General features: G+C 54.6%; 25 protein-coding genes. 22 read left to right on the forward strand and 3 right to left on the reverse strand.

Annotated elements, in window-relative coordinates:
* From ABQ298_06050 to ABQ298_06060, 3 genes are all read left to right on the forward strand, one after another.
* The coding region (locus ABQ298_06050; GenBank protein MEQ9823927.1) for a chromosome partitioning protein ParB at positions 1 to 436 on the forward strand (436 nt) is incomplete at its 5' end.
* A gap of 86 nt (positions 437 to 522) precedes the next feature.
* The gene (gene secG / locus ABQ298_06055; GenBank protein ID MEQ9823928.1) at positions 523 to 954 is read left to right on the forward strand and encodes a preprotein translocase subunit SecG; all 432 of its coding nucleotides are present in this window, start codon (positions 523 to 525) and stop codon (positions 952 to 954) included.
* 132 nt (positions 955 to 1,086) lie between these two features.
* Positions 1,087 to 2,061, forward strand: coding sequence for a hypothetical protein (locus ABQ298_06060; GenBank protein ID MEQ9823929.1), 975 nt, complete (start codon positions 1,087 to 1,089; stop codon positions 2,059 to 2,061).
* Positions 2,062 to 2,302: 241 nt separating this feature from the next.
* Here ABQ298_06060 and dapA read toward each other — a convergent pair whose 3' ends face one another.
* On the reverse strand, positions 2,303 to 3,208 hold the full coding sequence (gene dapA / locus ABQ298_06065) for a 4-hydroxy-tetrahydrodipicolinate synthase (GenBank protein MEQ9823930.1): 906 nt from the start codon (positions 3,206 to 3,208) through the stop codon (positions 2,303 to 2,305).
* Positions 3,209 to 3,281: 73 nt separating this feature from the next.
* On the opposite strand from dapA, the gene ABQ298_06070 reads away from it, so the two are divergent.
* The 9 genes from ABQ298_06070 to ABQ298_06110 all read left to right on the forward strand — a co-directional run bounded on the left by ABQ298_06070 (position 3,282) and on the right by ABQ298_06110 (position 12,308).
* Complete coding sequence (locus tag ABQ298_06070; GenBank protein MEQ9823931.1) at positions 3,282 to 4,379, forward strand: PilT/PilU family type 4a pilus ATPase; 1,098 nt, start codon at positions 3,282 to 3,284, stop codon at positions 4,377 to 4,379.
* A gap of 221 nt (positions 4,380 to 4,600) precedes the next feature.
* Positions 4,601 to 5,515 carry an ACP S-malonyltransferase gene (fabD, locus tag ABQ298_06075; protein MEQ9823932.1) on the forward strand — a complete coding sequence of 305 codons (915 nt, stop codon included), beginning with the start codon at positions 4,601 to 4,603 and terminating at the stop codon, positions 5,513 to 5,515.
* On the forward strand, positions 5,515 to 7,323 hold the full coding sequence (lepA, locus tag ABQ298_06080) for a translation elongation factor 4 (GenBank protein ID MEQ9823933.1): 1,809 nt from the start codon (positions 5,515 to 5,517) through the stop codon (positions 7,321 to 7,323). Before fabD ends, lepA begins: the two co-directional genes overlap by 1 nt.
* 44 nt (positions 7,324 to 7,367) lie before the next feature.
* Positions 7,368 to 8,603: a signal peptidase I gene (gene lepB / locus ABQ298_06085; protein MEQ9823934.1), complete on the forward strand. Its 1,236-nt coding sequence runs from the start codon at positions 7,368 to 7,370 to the stop codon at positions 8,601 to 8,603.
* Between the two features lie 24 nt (positions 8,604 to 8,627).
* Positions 8,628 to 8,873 (forward strand): hypothetical protein, encoded by a 246-nt coding sequence (locus tag ABQ298_06090; GenBank protein MEQ9823935.1) that lies wholly within the window; start codon positions 8,628 to 8,630, stop codon positions 8,871 to 8,873.
* 2 nt (positions 8,874 to 8,875) lie between these two features.
* Positions 8,876 to 10,198 (forward strand): GTPase HflX, encoded by a 1,323-nt coding sequence (gene hflX / locus ABQ298_06095; GenBank protein ID MEQ9823936.1) that lies wholly within the window; start codon positions 8,876 to 8,878, stop codon positions 10,196 to 10,198.
* A gap of 77 nt (positions 10,199 to 10,275) precedes the next feature.
* Positions 10,276 to 11,151, forward strand: coding sequence for a 1,4-dihydroxy-2-naphthoate polyprenyltransferase (locus tag ABQ298_06100; GenBank protein MEQ9823937.1), 876 nt, complete (start codon positions 10,276 to 10,278; stop codon positions 11,149 to 11,151).
* Positions 11,152 to 11,215: 64 nt separating this feature from the next.
* The gene (locus ABQ298_06105) at positions 11,216 to 11,908 is read left to right on the forward strand and encodes a hypothetical protein (GenBank protein ID MEQ9823938.1); all 693 of its coding nucleotides are present in this window, start codon (positions 11,216 to 11,218) and stop codon (positions 11,906 to 11,908) included.
* 118 nt (positions 11,909 to 12,026) lie between these two features.
* Positions 12,027 to 12,308 carry a hypothetical protein gene (locus ABQ298_06110; protein MEQ9823939.1) on the forward strand — a complete coding sequence of 94 codons (282 nt, stop codon included), beginning with the start codon at positions 12,027 to 12,029 and terminating at the stop codon, positions 12,306 to 12,308.
* A gap of 148 nt (positions 12,309 to 12,456) precedes the next feature.
* On the opposite strand, the gene ABQ298_06115 is transcribed toward ABQ298_06110, so the two are convergent.
* Positions 12,457 to 12,621 (reverse strand): hypothetical protein, encoded by a 165-nt coding sequence (locus tag ABQ298_06115; GenBank protein ID MEQ9823940.1) that lies wholly within the window; start codon positions 12,619 to 12,621, stop codon positions 12,457 to 12,459.
* A gap of 332 nt (positions 12,622 to 12,953) precedes the next feature.
* Here ABQ298_06115 and ABQ298_06120 point away from each other — a divergent pair, with 332 nt between their 5' ends.
* From ABQ298_06120 to ABQ298_06165, 10 genes are all read left to right on the forward strand, one after another.
* Positions 12,954 to 14,036, forward strand: coding sequence for an FAD-binding oxidoreductase (locus ABQ298_06120; protein ID MEQ9823941.1), 1,083 nt, complete (start codon positions 12,954 to 12,956; stop codon positions 14,034 to 14,036).
* 58 nt (positions 14,037 to 14,094) lie between these two features.
* Positions 14,095 to 14,787: a nucleoside 2-deoxyribosyltransferase gene (locus ABQ298_06125; protein MEQ9823942.1), complete on the forward strand. Its 693-nt coding sequence runs from the start codon at positions 14,095 to 14,097 to the stop codon at positions 14,785 to 14,787.
* Positions 14,784 to 15,404, forward strand: coding sequence for a uracil phosphoribosyltransferase (gene upp / locus ABQ298_06130; GenBank protein MEQ9823943.1), 621 nt, complete (start codon positions 14,784 to 14,786; stop codon positions 15,402 to 15,404). Before ABQ298_06125 ends, upp begins: the two co-directional genes overlap by 4 nt.
* Before the next feature lie 82 nt (positions 15,405 to 15,486).
* Positions 15,487 to 15,921, forward strand: coding sequence for a hypothetical protein (locus ABQ298_06135; protein ID MEQ9823944.1), 435 nt, complete (start codon positions 15,487 to 15,489; stop codon positions 15,919 to 15,921).
* A gap of 29 nt (positions 15,922 to 15,950) precedes the next feature.
* Positions 15,951 to 16,517 (forward strand): LptA/OstA family protein, encoded by a 567-nt coding sequence (locus ABQ298_06140; protein ID MEQ9823945.1) that lies wholly within the window; start codon positions 15,951 to 15,953, stop codon positions 16,515 to 16,517.
* Positions 16,518 to 16,543: 26 nt separating this feature from the next.
* Positions 16,544 to 17,296: an LPS export ABC transporter ATP-binding protein gene (lptB, locus tag ABQ298_06145; protein MEQ9823946.1), complete on the forward strand. Its 753-nt coding sequence runs from the start codon at positions 16,544 to 16,546 to the stop codon at positions 17,294 to 17,296.
* Between the two features lie 22 nt (positions 17,297 to 17,318).
* Entirely contained in the window at positions 17,319 to 18,308 is a 990-nt protein-coding gene (hprK, locus tag ABQ298_06150; GenBank protein MEQ9823947.1) for an HPr(Ser) kinase/phosphatase, read from the forward strand.
* A 61-nt stretch (positions 18,309 to 18,369) separates the two neighbouring features.
* Positions 18,370 to 18,621, forward strand: coding sequence for a phosphopantetheine-binding protein (locus tag ABQ298_06155; GenBank protein ID MEQ9823948.1), 252 nt, complete (start codon positions 18,370 to 18,372; stop codon positions 18,619 to 18,621).
* Positions 18,622 to 18,640: 19 nt separating this feature from the next.
* The gene (locus ABQ298_06160) at positions 18,641 to 19,720 is read left to right on the forward strand and encodes an HAD-IIIC family phosphatase (GenBank protein ID MEQ9823949.1); all 1,080 of its coding nucleotides are present in this window, start codon (positions 18,641 to 18,643) and stop codon (positions 19,718 to 19,720) included.
* Between the two features lie 177 nt (positions 19,721 to 19,897).
* Complete coding sequence (locus ABQ298_06165; protein ID MEQ9823950.1) at positions 19,898 to 20,200, forward strand: hypothetical protein; 303 nt, start codon at positions 19,898 to 19,900, stop codon at positions 20,198 to 20,200.
* A gap of 8 nt (positions 20,201 to 20,208) precedes the next feature.
* Here ABQ298_06165 and ABQ298_06170 read toward each other — a convergent pair whose 3' ends face one another.
* Positions 20,209 to 21,420 carry a response regulator gene (locus tag ABQ298_06170; GenBank protein MEQ9823951.1) on the reverse strand — a complete coding sequence of 404 codons (1,212 nt, stop codon included), beginning with the start codon at positions 21,418 to 21,420 and terminating at the stop codon, positions 20,209 to 20,211.
* Positions 21,421 to 21,425: the final 5 nt, after the last annotated feature.

Genomic DNA, 21,425 nt, shown 5'->3' on the forward strand with positions numbered 1-21,425 from the left:
GCTTGGCAAGAGTCGGGTAGCCGTCACCAATGCACTGCGTCTGCTGCGCCTGAGTGCCGATGTGCAGGGCTACGTATCCAAAAACATCCTCTCCACCGGGCATGCCAAGGTCATCCTCGGACTCGATAACAGCGAGGAACAGCAGAGCTTTGCACGGCGCATCATTGAACAGGGCTGGAGCGTACGCGAAGCTGAAAAGCAGATCAAGCGCTTCAAGGCAAATCCCGCAGCAAGCAGCACTTCATCCACCAGCCGAACGGCAGCGACCAGCGCCGAGTCGAGTGCGATCCGGGATCTTGAAAAAAAGGTGTCGCAGATACTCAGTGCGGAAACCCAGCTCAAACACAACAAAAACAAGGGGCAGCTGGTCATTCACTACCATGGACTTGACGACCTGCAGCGCATTCTTGACAAAATCGGAGTCAAAAGCCTCTAGTCGATTTCTGCGCGGCAACTCTACTGCTTAGGCATTGACAGGCTTGGCCAATCGCGTTTCTCTATTCCCTTTTTAGCTATTCAACCATGTCGATTATCATCGTAGTTTTCACGGCTTTGCTCTTGTTGCTCAGTGCATTTGTGGTGCTTATCATCCTGATGCAGAAACCCAGTGCAAACGCTGGCATGGGTTCCGCCCTCGGTGGGGGTGCAGCGGAGCAAGCATTTGGAGGAAACGCCGCCAACGTGCTCACCAAAACCACGGTGTTCGCGATCATCGGTTTTTTTGTGCTCTCCTTTGCACTTTACCTTGGCAATCTCGCAATGTCCGGCCCGGCCACCCAGCGCTCACAGGACGGTGACAATCTCGGTGCTCTGGTCAGCAGCATTGAAGAAGATGCCCCCGAACCGGAAGCCGTTGTGACGGAACCTGCAGAACAGCCCGACGCTGCAGTCGATGAGGCGGAAGCGGCCTCCCTGGATGAATTGCTGGATGGGACACAACCCCCCAGCGAGTGATCTCAGGAGCAAGCTTGCAATTCCCGCACAAACCAAAGTCCTTTTCAGAACCGTATTCCCCAGGGAATGCGGTTTTTTCTTCTCCATGCTTGCCCTATTTCGAATGATCAACCGACCGCAACCGTCCATGTGATGATGAATGCGAAACACGCCCTCACCCGATGCCTGCGCCCGGTCTGCTGGAGCCTGGCGTTTCTGACTGCCGGAAGCTTCACCGCATCCGCCCAATCCCAGCGCACACACGAGCAGCTGATTCGCGCTGACCGCCTCAGCGAAACCCAGGCGATCGAATACCTTTACGCCATGCGGACCAGCTCATTTGCCGAGAGCTATGTATTCCGCTTTCAGATCAAACACTACCCTTACCGGGCGCGCAGCTTCAGCTATCATGGAACCCTATATGGGCAGATCGACCCGCTGACCGGTGAGCAGCGCGAGCGCATCGTGATCCAGCAGCGCGACCCCGAACAACCCCGGCAGTCCCTCACCCTTCGGGACCTGCTGCTGGTGCGGGGTCCACAGCCCCACGCCTGGGTGGCACAACCGGAGCAAATCCCAGCGCAGCATTCTGCTCAAAATGAAGACCCGACTTCACTGCCAACCTCGCAGACCGACACCGACTCGCCGAGCACCTCTCTCCCGAAGATGACTCAACTCGATGCCCCCGTGCTCGAGGGCATCAGCCTGACTCCCTTCGATTTACTGGTACCGTATTTCTACTGGAATCGTTTTGAGTATCGCGGACCAGAGCAGGTCAAGGCACGCCCCACCCAATCCTTCCGCCTGCACAGCCCCAACAGTGATTTCCCCATCCAAACGGTGGAAGTAGAGCTGGACGACGAGTTTCGGGCGGTCCTCAAGGCAACCTATCTGGGCGCAGATGGAAATCCCCTCAAATCGATGGAACTGATCGCGTTCAAGAAGACGGGCGATACCTATATCCCCAAAACCCTCGATTACCGGGAGAGCGGAGATCGCGGAGACAAAACACGCATTGACATCATCGCCGCCTCAATGGAGGTCGATTTGCCTTCCGAACTCTTCGAACCTGACAATGTCGGACAGGAACTGCCTTCCATCGACCCTTTCATCTACGACGTGTTCTAAGGTTCGTGCGACAGTCGTAACGAGGAATACGAAAGACTTCATGGAAGTTGGAGCATCGATTCTGGATCCATGGACCTAATCGCTTGACCACGAAAAAAGAGAAAATCCAACTGCTGCCAGAACGCCCAACACTTCATTCCCATGCCTCATGGGATATCAAAAACTCAGCGATGCACGCATGCGTGGACAATGTTGTTGCCCGTCCCATTCACCGCTTAAGGAGTTGACAGTCGCTTTATTCTCACGCCTTTTTCCCAGTCAAGCCAACAGTTGCGAGCGTCGCATCCAGGACTTTCTGATTCGCCGTGCTCATTTCGCACAGCGGCAAGCGCACTTCTGCGGAAGGAATGACCTTCAACTTCTGCAGCGCATATTTTGCGGGCACCGGATTCGGCTCGATAAACAGATTCTGAAACAGGGGGAAGTAGGTCGAGTGTAAGCGATAGGCACCTGCAAAGTCATTGTTCAACGCTAGCGTTACCATCTTGACCATTTCTCTGGCGATCACATTGGAGGTCGTGCAGATCACTCCCTTCGCGCCCACCGACATGTAGGGCAGGATGAGATTGTCCTCACCACTGAGCACAGCAAAATCCTTGCCCTCCATCGCCGAGCAGATGCGACTCACCCGGTCGCAGGACCCGCCGGATTCCTTGAGCACGCAGATGTGTGGAAAATCCGCATGCAGGCGAATCACCGTCTCCACCGCAATCTCAATGCCGCACCGACCGGGAATCGAATACAGCACGATCGGCTTGTCTGTGGATTCCGCAACCTTCGCAAAATGGCGGTAGAGGCCTTCCTGACTCGGCTTATTGTAATAAGGTGCAACCTGCAGAAATGCATTCGCTCCCACCTTCTCCGCTTCACGCGTCAGCTCCAGTGCTTCTTCGGTGGAATTTGCCCCAGTGCCAGCAATAACGGGAATGCGACCCTTCACAAACTCAACGGTCTTGCCGATCACTTCAATGTGCTCCCTGGTCGAAAGCGTTGGCGATTCACCGGTTGTACCAACCGATACAATGCCATCCACACCGTTTTCAATCTGGATCTGCACCAGTTTCTCAAGCGTAGCAACATCTACGCTTCCCTGGTTAAAGGGAGTGATGAGCGCCGTGTGAACACCGTAAAATTGTTTTGAGTCCATAGCCATTGGTCGTCAGTCTCAGAATCCTCCGAGGATACGCATAAACAACCGAAAGGCTAACCCTATTGTTCCGATGACGTCCATTGAAAAATTCAGCTCCCTCCTGAAATTGGCAGTTCAGCACGCAGCCAGCGACATCCACCTCAAGACCGGGCGCTGCCCCATCTTTCGCATTGATGGGCGACTCAAAGAAGTCGATACGAACCCATTCACGGCTCCCCAGCTCATGGAAGTGCTCGACGCCATCATCCCTCCCCAGTTTACACCGCGCTGGAAAGAGTTCTTTCAAGTGGACTTTTCCCACGTGCTGCCGGGTGTCGGGCGTTTCCGCATGAACGCCTTTTACCAGAGGGGATTTCCCGGTCTGGTGATCCGCCACATCAAAGATAAAATCCCCACATTCGAAGACATCAATCTCGATCCCTCACCCTTTCAGCGCATCTGCGACCAGAGCAATGGCATTGCGATCATCTGTGGAGCTACCGGTTCCGGGAAAAGCACAACGCTTGCGGCGATGATCCACTACATCAACTCCCGCAAGGACAAGCACATCGTCACGCTTGAGGACCCAATCGAATACTCCTACACCGACATCAAATCCGTGATCAACCAGCGCGAGATCGGCATCGATACCCCATCCTTTGAAATGGGCATCACCGCCGCGATGCGCCAGGATCCCGATGTGATTCTGGTCGGGGAAATGAGGGATGGTGATACCTTCACCACCGCACTCAAGGCAGCCGAAACCGGCCACCTGGTATTTGGCACCCTGCACGCCTCCTCCTCCCAACAGGCCGTGCAGCGTCTCTTCGAATTCTATCCGACCAATATCCGGGAAGTCATCCGTCCCCAGGTCGCCGCAAGTCTGCGTGCAACCATCACTCAGAAGCTCATCCCCTCGGTCAATGGAGGTCGCGTACCCACCACCGAAATCTTCTGGGTCGACCCACTCGCACGCCAGATCATCGAAGACGGAGAATTTGAGAAAATCAGCCGCCTCGTGGACAGCCAGGAAGCCGAACTGAGCCGCTCCTTCAATAAGGATCTCATGCGACTGGTAAATGCTGGAACGATCGCAAAATCTGACGCCATGGCGGCCTCTCCCAATCCACAGAAGCTTGAAATGAATCTCAAGGGCATCTTCCTGAGCGGCGGCGGTATCGTGGATTGAGACAGCTCACTGGTGTTTTCCAGAAATTGGGCATTGCCCCATTCACAATACTGGAACGGGCGCAGGGCAAACCCTCAATCCCAGGCGCTGCTGCATCCCCTCATGCAGATGCAAAATGCCCGTTTCATTCGATCCGACACCTGCAGTACACTCTTGACATTCCAGAGCCCTGCTTATGCGCTTCAAAGTTTGTACCGCATTGTTTTTTCCGAATTTTTGCTATGAGTATTGCACTCCTGTTTTCCGGCCAAGGCGCACAGACCGTTGGCATGGGCAAATCCCTCTTTGATCAGTTTGAGACTGCACAAACGCTCTACCGCCGTGCCGACGAGATCCTTGGATGGTCGTTGACCAACGCATCGTTTGAGGGTCCCGACGCACTGCTGACTGAAACCCGCGTTTGCCAACCGGCCCTTTTTGTCCACGGATTTGCAGTGTTCTCGATCCTGAAGGAGCAGGGAAAACTGCCCAACATCCGGGCAGCCACAGGCCTGAGTCTGGGCGAACTCACCGCCCTCACTGCGGCGGAGGTTGTTGATTTTGAAACCGGACTCCAACTGGTGGCGCGACGCGGAGAACTCATGCAGCAGGCCTGCGATGCCACCCGCGGATCGATGGCCAGCCTCATTGGCGGAACTCGCGAACTTGCCCAAGAACTTTGCGACAAGGTCGGGGTGCAGATGGCCAATCTGAACTGTCCCGGACAGATCGTGATCTCCGGTGAGGTTGAGGGCATCAAAACGGCACTCGAGCTTGGCAAATCGATGGGATTCAAGCTCATCAAAGAACTCAACGTTGCCGGAGCCTACCACAGCCGCCTCATGCAGTCTGCTGCGGATGCGTATGGCAGTTTTCTGGAGCCATTCACATTCAAGACCCCGATCTTCCCGGTTTATACCAATACCACCGGATGCGCCGTCACCGAACCCGATGCCATCAAGGATGCACTGGTGAAACAAATCGTATCGTCGGTGCTTTTTGAGGACTGCATGCGCAATGCGCACGCCGAAAACGGTATTGAAACCTTTGTCGAATGTGGTGTTGGCAAGGTGATTGCGGGACTCATTCGCCGCACCGACCGGGATTGGAAGGTCGTATCCGTCGCCGAAGCATCGGACATCCCTGAATCCCTTTAATGGACTCCATCAAAAACATCCGTAATTTTTGCATCATTGCCCACGTCGATCACGGAAAAACGACCCTGTCTGACCGTCTGCTCGAATTGACGCGCACCGTGGATCAGCGGCTGATGAAAGAACAGTTGCTGGACTCGATGGATCTCGAGCGCGAACGCGGCATCACAATCAAGAGTCACCCGGTCTCGATGCTCTATCGTGACAGCGATGGCGAAGATTACCTTTTCAACCTGATTGACACCCCGGGGCACGTGGATTTCTCCTACGAGGTATCCCGCAGCCTTGCAGCATGCGAAGGTGCACTGCTTCTGATTGATGCAGCACAGGGTGTCGAAGCGCAAACCGTGGCCAATGCCCACCTCGCCACCGCACAGGGACTCGAAATCATCCCCGTGATCAACAAAATCGACCTGCCAAGTGCCAATCCCGAGCTGGTCATGCAGCAGATCGAAGACATCCTCGCCATTCCCCGGGAAGAAGCGATTCTGGCAAGTGGAAAGACGGGTGCAGGCACCGAGGAAATCATTCAGTCCGTCATTCGCCGGGTCCCGCGTCCGCGCTGGGCCGATCACCCACACGCCCGCACCACCATCTTTGACTCTGTCTATGATGCCTACAAAGGCGTCATCTGTTTTGTGCGGGTGTTTTCCGGTACCATCAAGGCGGGAGATCATGTCGTCATGATGAGCGACGGCACCAAGGTTCAGGTCAAGGAAGTCGGTCGCTTTTCTCCCAAAATGAAACCGGAGAAAATCCTGACGGAAGGCAACGTCGGCTACATCGTTACCAATATCAAGAGCGTCTCCGATGTTCAGATTGGGGATACCATCACCTCCTCCCAGAACCCCGCGACTGAAATGTTGCCGGGATTCAAGGAAGTGCGGCCAATGGTGTTTAGCGGTATTTATCCCATTGATACGAGCGACTATCAGAAACTCACGGTCAGCATGGGCAAATTGCGCCTGAACGACGCTGCCCTCTCCTACCAGTCGGAGAGCAGCGCCGCCCTTGGTTTTGGATTTCGCTGCGGATTTCTCGGATTGTTGCACATGGAAATCGTGCAGGAACGTCTGCGGCGCGAGTATGATCTCGACATCATCTCCACCTATCCGAGCGTCATCTACCGCGTTACACTGACCGATGGCACGATAAAAGAGATCGATAATCCGCTGCACTTCCCTGATCCCTCTGAGATCGAGCGCATTGAGGAACCCGTGATCAAGGCTCACATCCACACTCCAAATGAAAGCATCGGGGATCTGCTTGCGCTCATTGCGGAAAAACGGGGCTACTGTGATCACACCGAAACGCTCGACACCACGCGCATCATGATCGTTTGCGTGCTGCCGCTCAATGAAATCCTCATCGACTTTAACGACCGCCTCAAAAGCATCACACGTGGCTATGGCAGCATGGACTACGAAATGAACGGTCATGCCGAAGCAGATCTCGTACGCATGGACATTCTCGTCAATGCTGAGGTCATTGATGCATTCAGTCTCATTGTGCACCGTGACAAAGCGGAGAGCCGCGGACGCATGCTCTGTGAAAAACTCAAGGAAATCCTGCCGCGTCAGATGTTCAAGATCGCGATTCAGGCAGCCGTCGGCGGCCGCATCGTAGCCCGCGAAACCATCAGTGCCTACCGCAAGGATGTTACGGCCAAGTGCTATGGAGGCGATATCAGCCGCAAGCGCAAATTGCTCGAGAAACAAAAAGAGGGTAAGAAGCGAATGAAGCAGGTCGGTTCGGTGTCTATTCCACAGGAAGCCTTTGTCGATGTTCTCAAAAACACGGCTGGAGGCTGAGACTGCATTCTGTGCCGGCACAAGCCCCACAATCGAAATCACACATGGCCACTTCATCCATCAAACAGCTCAAGAAACAGGCACTCGAGTTTATTCGGCTCGGCGAAAAGGTTTACCACTACCGCAAGGATGTGCTGGCACTGGCCGATGTGGAAACACTGCGCGAGTGCACAAGTCGCCTGGAGGGCCTCTACAAAAACAAGCGGGCAAATGAGGCAGAGATCCGCACCAGTCTTCAGGCGCAGGAGGCGATTCTCAAACGAACGGGAGGTACATTCTGGCACCAGCGTTCCTGGAGCGAAAACGTGGAAACCATCCTGGTGGTGGCGATCGTGATCATCGCCTTTCGCATCTTTTTCTTTCAACCCTTTGTCATTCCCACCAGTTCCATGCACCCAACCTATGCAGGCATGGAACCTCGCATTTATGCTCCCGGCGAACCGGGTCCAGGTGTGCTCGGGAAGGTGACCACCAAGCTGCTTCAAGGGGGTTCCCACTACGCAGTGGAAGCAGCGAGCACTGGTGAGATCAAGATTCCCATCAACCCCATGACCGGCAGTTACTACTATCGTCCGGTTCGGGGTCGCAAGTGGTTGATTTTCCCGACCACCCAGCGTGAATACCTGATTTTTGTGGGCAACAACCCTCACTCAGTCAAGGTCCCCGGTGAATTTACCGGTATGGAGCGCGTCATCGGAGAAACCTTCGATCTGCTCGGCCGTCGCAGAACGATTTCAGAACAAATCAACGGGACGCCAGTCGTGAGCACCGGAATCGAAGTCAAGCAGGGTGATCCCGTGCTGCAGTTTGATATCCTCATGGGTGATGCCCTTTTTGTGAACCGCTTCTGGTATCACTTCGCCGCCCCAAAATCCGGAGATGCCATTGTCTTTCGCACCCGCAGCTTTCAGGATCGACCCGGCTATCCGGACACTGTTGGTGAGGACAAGTTCTACATCAAGCGTCTCGTCGGCGAACCGGGTCAGACGCTCGAAGTCGTCGACTACCGCCTGTTGCAGGATGGAGAGGCTGCAACCGGAGCCGAAATGTTTGAGCTGAATGCGCTGCGTGAGGGCGAGTACCCCGGTTACCGCAACCTCGGACTGCTCGCAACCGGCAAAACCTTCACCGTGCCGGACAACGAGGTCTTCGCCATGGGAGACAACTCCGCCAATTCCAAAGACAGTCGCTACTTCGGACCTGTTCCCGAAAAGGAAGTCATCGGGTGTGCCAGTTTCATCTATTACCCATTTTCCCGGCGTTGGGGCTTGGCAAAGTAACCCAACCCGTGTTTGAACCGTGATATGGTTTCCAAACCCAAAGCCAACCCAACCCTGATCATGGGAATTGCGGCCCTCGTGCTGCTGGTGCTGGCGTTCAAAGTGCGCCACCCGCTGCTCATGATCGCGTCTGGTGCGCTTCTGGTGATCTCCTACCAACGCTTTCGCCGCAATGCCATCCTGCACCGACAGAAGCAATCCAAAATCCGCAACCGCGGCGATGCCATTGAAGTTGAAGCCCGGGAAATCCGCGATACCGAACCTCGCTGACCATGTTTGATGTGCGACAGGATCCAAGGCTCGTCGAAAGGGCGTTGCTGGTCGGCGTGGAATACGCCGGACAAGCGGGCGATGATATCGAATCTTTGATGACTGAACTGGAGGAACTCGTTTCCAATGTCGGAATCGCCGTGGTTCATGGCATCGCCATCCGCGTGCGCAAACCAAGTCCGAAATACCTGATCGGGGCCGGACAGGCCGCGGAAGTCATGGAACTCGCGAAGGCACACCAATGTGATGTCATCATTTTTGATGAAGAACTCAGTCCCGCACAGCAGCGCAACTGGGAAAAAGAAACTGGTATCCTCGTGATCGACCGGCAGGAGGTCATCATTGATATTTTTGCCCAGCGCGCATTGACCCGTGAAGCAAAAATCCAGGTCGAACTCGCTCGCATGGAATACTCCCTGCCTCGATTGCGCAGGGCATGGACCCACCTCAGCCGCCAACGCGGCGGTGCGGCCACCCAACGCGGCGAGGGAGAAACCCAGCTTCAGCTTGACCAGCGCATGGTGCGCAGCCGAATCTCGCGTCTCAAGAAAGAGCTGGTCGAGGTCGTACAACACCGTAAGGTTCAGCGCGCCAAACGCACCAAGATTCCACTGCCCACTGCTGCATTGATCGGATACACCAATGCAGGCAAATCCTCCCTGCTCAATCACCTGACTCACTCTGAAGTTCTTGAGGAGGACAAGGTGTTTGCCACGCTGGACCCCACATCCAAACGCCTGAAGCTCCCCAATGGACAGACGTTGATTCTGACCGACACTGTGGGATTCGTGCGCAAGTTGCCCCACCGTCTTGTGGATGCGTTCAAAGCCACGCTTGAGGAGGCCGTCATCTCCGATCTGTTGATCCATGTGGTGGATGTTTCCCAGCCGGAACTCGAACCCTACATTCAAACCACACTGGATGTACTCAAGGAACTGCACGCAGAAGCGAACCGACGCATTCTGGTCTTCAACAAAGTGGATCTGGTCAGCGACCCCGAACGCCTCAACCTGCTGAAAATTCGCTATCCAGACGCCCTGTTCACCAGTACCATCGCAAACATCGGGTTGCACGATCTGCAACTGGCACTTGAGAACATTCTCGCCGAAAACACCATTGGCGTTGAACTGGTCATTCCCCACCGCCGCTATGAGGTGGTCAATCAGCTGCACGAAGTCGGCGCCATCCAACGCAAACAGGCAATCCCGTCGGGAGTGCACATCATCGGCAAGATTCCTGCCCGCATGGCCCAACTCGTCGATCCTTTCCAAATCACAGAATCCCAGCGAGACGAACTGATATCCCTTGGACTGGATCGTTCTTGATCCCACCAGGATGCCGATTCTGGCAGAATTGCCACCGCCGCGCTTCGGGAATGCCTGTCAAATCCCCCTGTAATGCCATGAGTCTCAAACCCTGGATCCTTGCCGCCCGACCCAAAACCCTGCCTGCTGCGATTGCACCGGTCATTGTTGCCACCGCACTTGCACAGCACCACGACACCCTGCAGGCAAATGCCGCCCTTTGGTGCCTGTGTTTTGCCCTGCTGATCCAGATCGCAACCAACTACGCCAACGATTATTTCGATTTTCAGAAAGGCACTGACAATGCCAATCGCAAGGGACCTGCCCGCGCGGTTGCCCAGGGATGGGTGAGTCCGCGCGCCATGATGTTTGCCACCATAGGAGTTCTGCTGCTGGCGCTGGTGGTGGGGCTGCAACTCGTACAATTTGGGGGTATTCATCTCATCGTTGTGGGGGTGTTGAGCATGCTCTTTGCCGTATGGTACACGGGAGGCCCGTTCCCACTCGCCTACCTCGGCCTTGGAGATCTGTTTGTTCTCATATTCTTTGGCTGGGTGGCAGTGATGTACAGCTATTTCGTTCAGGCGGGCGATCACCACTGGCACGCATTTCACCTCGGCACTGCAGTCGGTTGCCTGAGCGTCAATCTGCTGCTGGTCAACAACTACCGCGACTACGACAATGATCGGGCATCCGGAAAGCACACGACGGTGGTGCGCTTTGGGTTGCGCTACGGTCGCTGGCAATACCGGGCCGCGCTCTCTGCTGCGGCGCTGTCCACCGCATGCATCGCCTGGCAGGAGCGCAACACACTGCTACTGCTTTCAACGTTACCCGTGCTCGCAGGATTCCGCTTGGCCGAACAACTGCGTCAGGCCGAAACACTCGACTCCTTTCAGGTGCTGCTCAAGCAGACGGCTGCGATCCTGCTCAGCTATGCAGTCCTGGTAAGTGGCTTGCTAATTTTGCTTTAAACCCACAACCGCTATCCGTTACTTTAATTTTCGGCGCGCAATGTGCTACACACGCACACAAACCATGAAATCCGAGTATCACCGTCATTGCCCGGCAATCTTTGCCATGGCATGCCTGTGCCTGTTGGCGGGCTGTCAGTCCAGTCAGCAATTCGCGCGCAAGGTGGGTCTGGCGGAGCAGCCGAAACGTCCCGGAAACTTTTACCTCGACGAAGAAACCATCGTCGAGGTGGAGCGCGTCGCCCTGCTTCCGGTACATGCGCCAGCGGCGGGTCTTGCCAACGAAGCCGAAATCGACGCACAGTTTCTTTCCAAACTCACCGCCACTCAGCTCTTCGAAGTGGTCTCAATCTCACGGGAAGACCTTGCCAGGCGCTTTGGACAACGCTCTTTCAGTTCTGCAGGTATCCTCAACCAATCCCTCTTCAACTACATTCAGACCACCACAGCCGCAGATGCAGTGGTATTGTTCGACATCACCAGCTATCACCCTTTTCAACCCATTCGTGTAGGGGTGCGTGGCAAACTCATCACCTTGCAGGATCAGCATGTGCTTTGGGCAGTTGATGAACTTTTTGATGCGGGCGCACAGCACATCAGCCGGGATGCAGAAGCCTATGAAAAACGCCACATGGCACAATTCCCAACCAGCAAACAACATGACAGCATCCTGATGAGTCCTTCGCGATTCATTGCCTACGCCGCAGAACGCTGCATCCTCACCCTTCCTCCCAACTCGCTGAACGACAATTTTTAAATTTTTGTCAAAAATTGTTTAAGGAAGTCACGGAATCGACCGATAACCAATGCATCAGCAAAAACTCCTCTGATGCTCCATAGCCAACGTTTTAATTTTTAACAGGAAACTATCACAAATGAATATCGACGGAATAGATCCCTCACAAATCGACAGCCTTAGAACTCCTTTCCTGGATACCCAATCGCAGGCTCCAGTACAGCCACCCAAACCGGAAGAGGTGAAAGCCGATACCGAGAAGGTTGCCCAGCTTGCACAACAAGCACGAGAACTCCCGGAGAATCGTCCGGATGTCGTTGAACGTGGACGTGAGTTGCTTGCCGACCCCAATTATCCATCCGCAGAGGTGGAAGATCAGGTTGCACGCATTCTGCTCGGACTCGAAGAAGAAGCCTTCTGAGCCAGAGTCTACGAACGCCTGCCGTTCCATCACCCTTTTTGAACCGTCTTCAGTGCCCCTGAAGACGGTTTTTTATTGCCATTGGGGCTGGCACAACGGCCTTGTTTGCCTCAGAGCAGGCGGGCAATTCCAACGGGGTTGCGCTGCTTTAGCCCAGTTGTGGCAGCGGAAGATCCTCTAGAATATGCTCAACCGGCTTGCTCACACCCATGGAGCGCGCACGGGTTTCAAACTCGTCGCGTCCAATCATTTCAGAGCGCAGCATCACAGCCAGATTGATCAGCTCCAGCCTTACCTGTTCTTCGTTTTTCAAAGTGGATGATTTGGAAAGTTTTGCTTGAGACTTCTTCACATTAACAGTGGGTTCAGCATTCAAAATGGAGAGCCTTCCGTCCGAAATCGGAAAACTCAATCTTAAATATATTTAACGATTCAAATCTGACTCTGGTTCCAAAAAAAACTCAATTCGGTTCAATTCCAACACGGCATCGTGTTGCTACAGACGACGCTGCGCCAACACCTCATGCAGAACGAATACCATGGAATTTCGACACCGGAGGAACGCTGAGTATCAAGTTTCTAGCCAGGCATCGCTCGCTTTGAGATTGTCGCAGTGGATTCCGGCATGTTAGGTCGAATACACACATGCACGATCACACGCACAGGGATCTTCTCATCGTCGGATACGGAATCGCCGGAGCCATGCTGGCATGGAATTGGGTGCAGCGGCTGGGCCGAAGTGCATGGATCGTAGACAATGTTCCTGTCCACAATGCCACGCGCACTGCGGCTGGCATCCTCAACCCGGTGACAGGCAAACGTCTCGTCAAATCATGGAACGTGGATGCCCTGCTACCTGAAGCACGAACATCCTATCGCGAAATCGAGGCACTCACGGGCCGCAGCAGTTTTAGCGACAAAACCATACGGCGGCTCTATCAGTCCGAGCAAGAGCGGCAGCGTTGGGAAAAACGCACCCATCAGGACGCCTATCAACCGTTTCTGGGCAAAACCTACGCCCCCCACTCCCTGCCGTCACCGCTCAACGACGATCTGGGTTCCTTCGAAATCCTGGGCGTCGGCAATCTGGACACCGATCATTTTCTCGAGGGCATGCTGCAGTGGGCAAGAGATCGAAATCTGTTGCGCACTGGCGAATTCCGCCATACCGACCTGGAGGTCGCCCCGGAAGGCCTGCGCTGGAATGGCATCAGCACGGATCAGGTCGTGTTCTGCGAAGGGTACCGCGTCAGGGACAATCCTTGGTTTCAATGGCTTCCCTTCAATCATGCCAAGGGTGAAATTCTCACCTTCGAAGGCCTGCAACTGCCAACGGATCTGATTTTCAGCAAACACAAATGGTTATTGCCCATCGATTCCAATCGCACCATTGCTGGCTCGACCTGGTCATGGGAACACCTGAACGAACGCCCCACCCCACAGGGTAAATCTGCTCTGTTACAAGGGTTGAACGTCATGCTCGGGGACAGTTCAACGCTCACCATTACCGAACACCGTGCAGGCATCCGACCCTGCACCCGTGATCGCTACCCCTACCTCGGAACTCACCCTGACGAACCCCGCCTTCACCTGTTCAACGGTTTTGGCTCCAAAGGGGCACTCTTGAGTCCCCTGATGGCCCGGGAATTCGCAAGATACCTACACGATGGCTCCCCTTTCAGCCCCGATGCCGATCTGAAAAGGGTGATTGACCCCCGCAAAGCATGATCGCATAACGAAAGCTGCACTGAAATCGCAAAATTTCCTGTCTCTGGAACTATTCAACATGCAGACTTACGACTTTTACTTCGCGGGTGAGTTATTCGACGCGAAGCAACTGATGGGCAATGCCTACCTCGCTGCCGAAATCCTGAAAAACTCTGACGGACGCTTTCGTCCCGTACTTCCCCAGGATCTCGAACAGCGCTCCCTGCACCCCCACGACATCCGGGATGAGGATTTGCTTGCACTGCTTGAGGCAGATCTGGCGTTGTTTCATTTTGACGGCTCCGAACTCGACTCCGGCACAGTGGTGGAGTTCATGATCGCAAAATTCGCGGATCTTCCATCTGTGATTGTACGCAGCGATTTTCGCGCCAGCGGAGACCAGGTGGATCACCCCTGGAATTTGATGGTCAGCTTCTATCCGCGCACGGAGGTTGTGCTCGTTGATGCCCTGCGTTCCTATAAGTTCAACGAAAGCAGCAAACAGGCTGGCTCGAGCGCACTGCTCACCGACCCGCAGAAATCCATCCAGCAGGCAATGAACCTCAACACCATGATCTCACGCAAGATCATCACTGCCTTTGAGCGCGTTATCCAGAGTCAGCCCCTGCTCAAGGACACCCAACAGGAACAGGTCTACCAATGGCTGCAGACCATGTGCGCGTTTCGACGCAGCAAGGGTGACATCAACCATGTTTTCAAGCGCATTCTCGAGCGCAAACAAGAGCAATCCCAGCGACTTTCTCCATCATGAATGTCAGCGTGATTTCCCATCCGATCGTGGCCCACAGCATGCATCACCTGCGGAGCCAGTCGACTCAGACCGCCCAGTTTCGCCAGTATTGTCACCTGGTCACGACTCCGGTCATTCTTGCGGCAACGGAGGCATTGCCCCTCCACGAAACTTCCGTGCAAACTCCACTCGAACTCACGCCCAGCAAAACCATTGCAAAGATGCCGATCTGGGTACCCATTCTCAGGGCAGGGCTGGGCATGCTTCGCGTTGCACAGGATCTATTCCCCGAGAGCAAAGTCGGTCATATCGGCCTGGAGCGGGACGAGCTCACCGCAGAGGCCCGCACATACTACCAGAAACTTCCCAACATGAACGACAATCCTGTCGTGGTTCTCGATCCCATGCTCGCCACTGGTGGTTCCGCCATTCATGCGCTCGATTACATTAAAGAGCGTTCCACCCCTTCATCAATTACGCTCGCCTGCATTGTTGCCGCACCCGAAGGCATCCAGGCGATCAATCAAAACCATCCCGATGTGCGCATTGTCACCGCTGAGGTGGACCGGGAGCTCAACGACGTGAAATACATTCTTCCCGGACTCGGAGACTTCGGCGACCGCTACTTCCATGCCTGAACACTCAACGCAGCAACCAAGCTCTTCGAGGAATGCCTGCCGTCGTTGCATTCGAACACTGGTGCTACGTCTTCCATGCTGCATGCGAACCCCCATTGCCCTGGTCAGCATTCTGTTTGCGACCCCACTTTTTGCCCAGATCACACCCCACTCTGCCCTCAAGAATTTCAGATTGCCCAAATTCAACGAAAACAGCTACCGCGCCTATACACTCAGCGGCGCTGAGGGCATCTATGATGCAGCAGGATTCTTTGAAGTGAATCAGGCCGAACTCACCATTTACTCCGGTGATGCCGAGCAAACCCTGCGCACACGCATCACCACGGATTTCGCACGCTTCGATTTAACCCATGACACGGCCTCCGGTGATTCTATCATTGAAGTTCACGACTCCGATTTTTATCTGCGTGGGCGAGCCTGGACGCTCGACATGCAAAACCAGAGAATCACGATTGAAAGGGAAGGCACGATTCGTTTGTATCAGGAACTCGCACTCGATCTTACCGAAATTTTTTGATCACCATGGTTCCACGAACATCTTGCATCATGATCCTGCAATGGTTCCTGCTGGCGACCATCGCCCCCATCGCTCTGCACGCGGAACAGCCGGATGCCGAGCGCTCCTCAGTCGTGGTCGAATACACACGGGCGGTGTATGACTTCGCAGGATCCACCAAAAAAGTCACCCTCGAAGGACCGATCACGATCACCAGCGACACCATGACCATCCAGTGTGACCGTGCCGAGGTCCACAGTTCGCGCGAGTCCGGCACGGAGGCAACTTCCAGTCAAACGCCAAACATGGGAACGATCGATTACATTTTGGCAGTGGGCAATGTGGACATCCGTCAAATGGGAACCCAGGCCCTCGCAGGCCGCGCTGAGATTTTTCCACTCGAACGCAAACTGGTGCTGGAGGACCATCCCCGCATCATCGATGCCAATGGCACAGTTTCAGGACATCGCATCACCTTCCTTCAGGGTGAACGACAAATCCGGATCGATCCGGCCGAAACCGGAGAACGCAATCGCATTGAACTCAATGACATTCGTAAAATCGAATTTCTGATGGGTGAGCAGGAACCTGAACCCAACCCCGACACACAGCCCTGAACCCACCAGCAGCTCCACCCCGATCCATGTCTGAACCATCCGAAGTAACCGCAACTGCGTCGGTGATCCGCAGTCAGAAACTGGTCAAGTGCTACGGCAAGCGCGAGGTTGTTCGGGGCGTGGATCTGAGCATTCGCTCTGGAGAAGTTGTCGGATTGCTCGGCCCCAACGGTGCAGGCAAAACCACAACCTTCTACATGATCACTGGTCTGATCGCACCCAGTGCAGGCAGCATCACGCTCGATGATCAAATCATCACCCGGATGCCCATGTTCCGCCGGGCACGACTTGGCATTGGCTACCTGCCGCAGGAACCTTCCGTTTTTTCAAAACTCACGGTTCGAGAAAACATTCTCGCGATTCTGGAGACGCTCAAACTCACTTCCACTGAGCGAAAGCAACGTCTGCAATCCCACCTTGAGGACATCGGTCTAACTCATCTGGCAAACCAGCGCGCCTATACCCTCAGTGGGGGTGAACGCCGACGGCTTGAGATCACCCGAGCTCTGGTTACCCGGCCCAAGTTCCTGCTGATGGATGAACCATTCAGCGGAGTCGATCCCATCAACGTGGCAGAGGTTCAGAAAATCATCGCCAATCTGCGTTCCCGCGGCATTGGGGTACTGATTACTGACCACAACGTTCGGGAAACACTGAGCATTGTTGACCGGGCCTACCTGCTCTACGACGGCAATATTCTCGCAGAAGGTTCCAAAGATTTCCTCATCAACGACCCCGATACCCGTCGCCACTATCTCGGCGAAAACTTCAAAATGTAACCCGTTTACCCCCTTTGCCTTCATGAGTAACAAACTTCCGGAAGCCCGCCCCGTCATTCCCCAGGAAATTACCGTGCGGGAGTTCTACGAAAAAACCCGCCACATCCTCAAACTCGACCTGATCGCCGGAGAGGAGGGTTTGAGCAACTGCATCACCGAAAAGTCGCTCAACCGTCCGGCGCTGGCGCTCACCCGATACTTTAAGAACTTCGCTGCCGGGCGGGTGCAGGTCTTTGGCGCAGGTGAAATGTCCTTCCTGCTCGATATCGGCGATGAGGAAGAGCGCCGCGTTCTGTCCGAAATGGCACTTCGCAAAATCCCCTGCATGATCATTGCGCGCAATATTTCCCCCACGCAGGTCATGCGGGAAGTCGCACAGAAGTTCAAGGTGCCACTGTTCCAGACGTCACTGAACTCAAGGGATTTTGCAACCGACTCCGTCGTCGCACTCGACGAGGTCTTCGCTCCGCAGGTCATGCTGCACGGCACCCTGATCGATGTGAAGGGCATTGGTGTCATGATTCGCGGCCAGAGCGGTGTGGGCAAAAGCGAATGCGCACTCGCCCTGATCGAACGGGGGCACAGTCTGGTCGCCGACGATACCACCTACCTCAAACTCTACCGCGACCAGGAACTTGTGGGCACCAGCTCCGAGCTGAACCGCGGCTACATGGAATGCCGCGGAATCGGTATCATCAACATCGCCAATCTGTTCGGTATTCGGGCAGTCCGAGTGTCCAAACGAATCGATCTGATCATCACCTTCATCCTCTGGGAACAGGGCATGGATGAGGAGCGAACCGGACTCGAGGAGAACTTCCTGGAAATCCTTGATCAGAAAATCCCGCACATGGAGATCCCGGTTCGACCGGGGCGGGATATGGCCCGACTGGTCGAAGTCGCTGCCATGGTACACGCACTGAAGCTCATCGGGCACGATTCTGCCAAAGAATTCAACGACCACCTGATCGCACACATGCAGAAAAAAATGGAGGAACAGGCAGGTTGTTGATGCAGTTTCAGCTCAATATGCCACTATACTCACACCGTTGCACGGATTCCATTTGACTCCCATGACTGCCAGCTCCGACACACTTGACACCGTCAGTCAACTTCTGGGCGACCTCATTCAGGAACACAACATCGACCCCGATCTTTCCTTGCTCGACACCGGAAAATTAACCTCCCTTACCTCGATGAACCTCATTCTGGCCATCGAAACTTCTTACTGCATCCGCATCCCCAATCACGAACTGACGCGCCAAAACCTGACAACCTTGCGCTCTCTGGCCGTCATGGTGGATCGTGTGCGGGCGCAGTCCTGACTCAACGGAATACCGCAGCATGTCCACCGACACTCCCTCTTCTGAGCTGTCCTCTGAGATCAAGTGCCTGGTGTGGGATCTCGACGACACACTTTGGTCCGGCACTCTTGCCGAAGGGGATACTGTCAAGCTGCGTCCGGAATGCGAGGCACTCATCCGTACACTCGATGGACGGGGCATCCTGCAGTCCATTGCCAGCCGCAATGATTCACAGGCAGCCTGGCAGCAGCTTCAATCCTTCGGACTCGATGCCTTTTTTCTTTATCCTCAAATCCACTGGCAGCACAAATCCGCCTCCATTCAACAGATTGCGAAGGCACTCAACATCGGTCTGGATGCCATCGCCTTTGTCGATGACCAGGCATACGAACGGGAGGAGGTGCATTTTCACCTTCCGGAAGTTCGTGTTTTTGATGCCGCCCTCATTCCCACCCTCGCCGCACGTCCCGAGTTCAATCCATCGTGCCTCAGTGATGAGGCGCGCAAACGGCGCGAACGCTATCAAACCGATCAGCGCCGCCAGCAGGCGGAAGCCTGCTTTCAGGGCAACCACGAAGCCTTCCTGCGCTCCCTGAGCATGGAACTGAAAATCAGCCGTGCAAGCGAACAGGATCTGGATCGCCTTCATGAATTGACCCAACGTACCCACCAGCTCAATACAACAGGCATCACTTTCAGCGCACACGAACTGAGAACCCTCCTGCACGATGCGAACCATGAACTCTGGGTGCTCACACTCCATGACCGATTCGGTTCCTATGGCAAGATCGGTGTGGTTCTCATCGAGAAGCATCCTGCAGAGTGGTGCATCCGGCTGCTGCTGCTCTCCTGTCGCGTCATGACACGCGGCATTGGTTCGCCGCTGATCAGCTGGGTGCAGAATCGGGCGCACACCGCAGGTGTTGCACTGGCTGCAGACTTTCTTCCCACCGACCGCAACCGCACCATGTATCTGACCTACAAGCTTGCCGGGTTCGTGGAAATCGACGCAACCGCTCAGCCACTCAAACTGCGCTGTAATCTGAATCAGCACATTCCTCTGCCCGACTACCTGCGCATTGACATCCTTGAGCCGGAAGACCGCACCGAAGACAAATAGGAACCCAGTTCACATTCTCACAGCGAACCCTTTCCCATGAGCATCAATCCGTCAAAAACCGCAGATCTGAGTAGGTTTGACACGCCGTGCATGGAATTTTAGCGTGGTGACTGCGTTGCGTTGAACGCTGATGAAACACTCCCATTTCGTCGAACCTGCAAAAAATCTCCTGCCGCCATGAAAAAACGATTTTCCGACAGCGATGTGAAAAAAATTGTGGAATCTGCCATGGTCTACCAATGTGCGTGCCCGGCACAGGTTGCGGAACTTCTGCTCGAGCTTCGCAGGGTAGAGGCCTATGAAAGCGGTTGCCTGGAAAAGGCAAACGATCATTTGTCCAAGACTCACATCGCCATCCGCGATGCCGTTGCAGAAGTACACGAACGCATGGAACGCTGCCTGGATGAAGTGCTCGACATTGAGGGCTGGGACCGCAACACCATGGAGATGCCCGAACATTTGCGATCCCAACACGATTGAGACAAATGCTACCGCTCAGGGCTTTTCGGGAGGCATACTTCAAATTTGAGTCCACTCGAACCCTCATTGCACAAGCGTATCGTACCTTGTGCCAACTTCAGCATTTCCCCTACCAGCGCAGGCCGCAGTCCCAAATCACCCGCAATGGTCTCATGCTCGCTGACTTCAAAGGGTTCAAAAAAGTGATCCAGCAGACTCTCAGGAACGGATACATCCTTCAGGAAAATGTGGATTTCCATCTCATGCTCCCGCTCCGCACAATGCCAAATCACCTCCCCGGCAGCTGCAAAGCGTGTCACCATTTCGCCAAGCTTCTCGATTGCAAGTGCAAACAACTCCGGGGGAACCAGACTCTGGAGAGTTCCCAATCTCTGAGATTCATCGGATTTGCGTGAGTGCGGAATGGCCGCCATCACCGGATTGACGATGGCATCCAAATCAATCCAATGCGCCTCGACTGTGTCCACCATGGATTCCATCTGCCCGAGCAACATGCTGTCCTGAATCAGACTCAACAGGCGGGACTTCGAAGTCTCATAGATTTCCTCCAACTCCTCGTCCGGTTCTTCAACCCACTCCGATTTGATCAAATCCATGGCTCCCAGAATCCCGTTCAAAGGGGTGCGCAGTTCGTGGGAGATGATATCAAGAAAGCGACTCTTCAGGCGCCCAATGGAACTCAATCGCTCGTTTGCGACATTGAGCGCATCATTGGCCCTCTCAAGTTCCTGCGTGCGTTCCTTCACCTTGGTCTCCAATCGATTGTTCGACTTGCGGAGTGCCTCCCTCAATTTGGCAGTATTCACATGCGAATGCACTCGAGCCAAAAACTCCTCGAGCGGAAACGGTTTCTGCATGAAATCATTCGCGCCGACCTTAAAGGCCCGTGATCGCTCTTCGAGCGAACGCGACGAACTCATCATGATGATTGGAATCTCCGGATTCTCCTTGCCTTCCCGAATCCGCTCACAGCACACAAAACCACCATCTGCTTCAAATTCGACACTGATCACGAGAATGTCCGCCTGCGCAATCGCACCTTCATCCAACATCGCAGCACCCGAAACCACATTCAACCGCAGGCCACGGGAATCCAGCTGGGTTTCCCATGCCTTCCAGGCACTCGAGGTTGGGTCCAGAATCAGGACGCGAATGCCGTTCTCGGAATCCACCTCCATGGTGAAATCGATCGACGGAAGTGGATCTGAAATCTGTGTCATGATGC

This window comes from Puniceicoccaceae bacterium (assembly GCA_040224245.1).
Lineage (GTDB): Bacteria > Verrucomicrobiota > Verrucomicrobiia > Opitutales > JAFGAQ01 > JAKSBQ01.

What these genes read in the sequence shown, in the direction of transcription:
- ABQ298_06155 (MEQ9823948.1), top strand. Translation starts at nt 18,370, where the DNA reads ATGACTGCCAGCTCCGACACACTTGACACCGTCAGTCAACTTCTGGGC.
- secG (MEQ9823928.1), top strand. Translation starts at nt 523, where the DNA reads ATGTCGATTATCATCGTAGTTTTCACGGCTTTGCTCTTGTTGCTCAGT.
- ABQ298_06090 (MEQ9823935.1), top strand. Translation starts at nt 8,628, where the DNA reads ATGGTTTCCAAACCCAAAGCCAACCCAACCCTGATCATGGGAATTGCG.
- ABQ298_06165 (MEQ9823950.1), top strand. Translation starts at nt 19,898, where the DNA reads ATGAAAAAACGATTTTCCGACAGCGATGTGAAAAAAATTGTGGAATCT.
- hprK (MEQ9823947.1), top strand. Translation starts at nt 17,319, where the DNA reads ATGAGTAACAAACTTCCGGAAGCCCGCCCCGTCATTCCCCAGGAAATT.
- ABQ298_06140 (MEQ9823945.1), top strand. Translation starts at nt 15,951, where the DNA reads ATGATCCTGCAATGGTTCCTGCTGGCGACCATCGCCCCCATCGCTCTG.
- lptB (MEQ9823946.1), top strand. Translation starts at nt 16,544, where the DNA reads ATGTCTGAACCATCCGAAGTAACCGCAACTGCGTCGGTGATCCGCAGT.
- fabD (MEQ9823932.1), top strand. Translation starts at nt 4,601, where the DNA reads ATGAGTATTGCACTCCTGTTTTCCGGCCAAGGCGCACAGACCGTTGGC.
- upp (MEQ9823943.1), top strand. Translation starts at nt 14,784, where the DNA reads ATGAATGTCAGCGTGATTTCCCATCCGATCGTGGCCCACAGCATGCAT.
- ABQ298_06110 (MEQ9823939.1), top strand. Translation starts at nt 12,027, where the DNA reads ATGAATATCGACGGAATAGATCCCTCACAAATCGACAGCCTTAGAACT.
- ABQ298_06060 (MEQ9823929.1), top strand. Translation starts at nt 1,087, where the DNA reads ATGATGAATGCGAAACACGCCCTCACCCGATGCCTGCGCCCGGTCTGC.
- ABQ298_06120 (MEQ9823941.1), top strand. Translation starts at nt 12,954, where the DNA reads ATGCACGATCACACGCACAGGGATCTTCTCATCGTCGGATACGGAATC.
- dapA (MEQ9823930.1), bottom strand. Translation starts at nt 3,208, where the DNA reads ATGGACTCAAAACAATTTTACGGTGTTCACACGGCGCTCATCACTCCC.
- ABQ298_06135 (MEQ9823944.1), top strand. Translation starts at nt 15,487, where the DNA reads ATGCGAACCCCCATTGCCCTGGTCAGCATTCTGTTTGCGACCCCACTT.
- ABQ298_06100 (MEQ9823937.1), top strand. Translation starts at nt 10,276, where the DNA reads ATGAGTCTCAAACCCTGGATCCTTGCCGCCCGACCCAAAACCCTGCCT.
- ABQ298_06070 (MEQ9823931.1), top strand. Translation starts at nt 3,282, where the DNA reads ATGACGTCCATTGAAAAATTCAGCTCCCTCCTGAAATTGGCAGTTCAG.
- hflX (MEQ9823936.1), top strand. Translation starts at nt 8,876, where the DNA reads ATGTTTGATGTGCGACAGGATCCAAGGCTCGTCGAAAGGGCGTTGCTG.
- ABQ298_06125 (MEQ9823942.1), top strand. Translation starts at nt 14,095, where the DNA reads ATGCAGACTTACGACTTTTACTTCGCGGGTGAGTTATTCGACGCGAAG.
- ABQ298_06170 (MEQ9823951.1), bottom strand. Translation starts at nt 21,420, where the DNA reads ATGACACAGATTTCAGATCCACTTCCGTCGATCGATTTCACCATGGAG.
- ABQ298_06105 (MEQ9823938.1), top strand. Translation starts at nt 11,216, where the DNA reads ATGAAATCCGAGTATCACCGTCATTGCCCGGCAATCTTTGCCATGGCA.
- ABQ298_06160 (MEQ9823949.1), top strand. Translation starts at nt 18,641, where the DNA reads ATGTCCACCGACACTCCCTCTTCTGAGCTGTCCTCTGAGATCAAGTGC.
- lepA (MEQ9823933.1), top strand. Translation starts at nt 5,515, where the DNA reads ATGGACTCCATCAAAAACATCCGTAATTTTTGCATCATTGCCCACGTC.
- lepB (MEQ9823934.1), top strand. Translation starts at nt 7,368, where the DNA reads ATGGCCACTTCATCCATCAAACAGCTCAAGAAACAGGCACTCGAGTTT.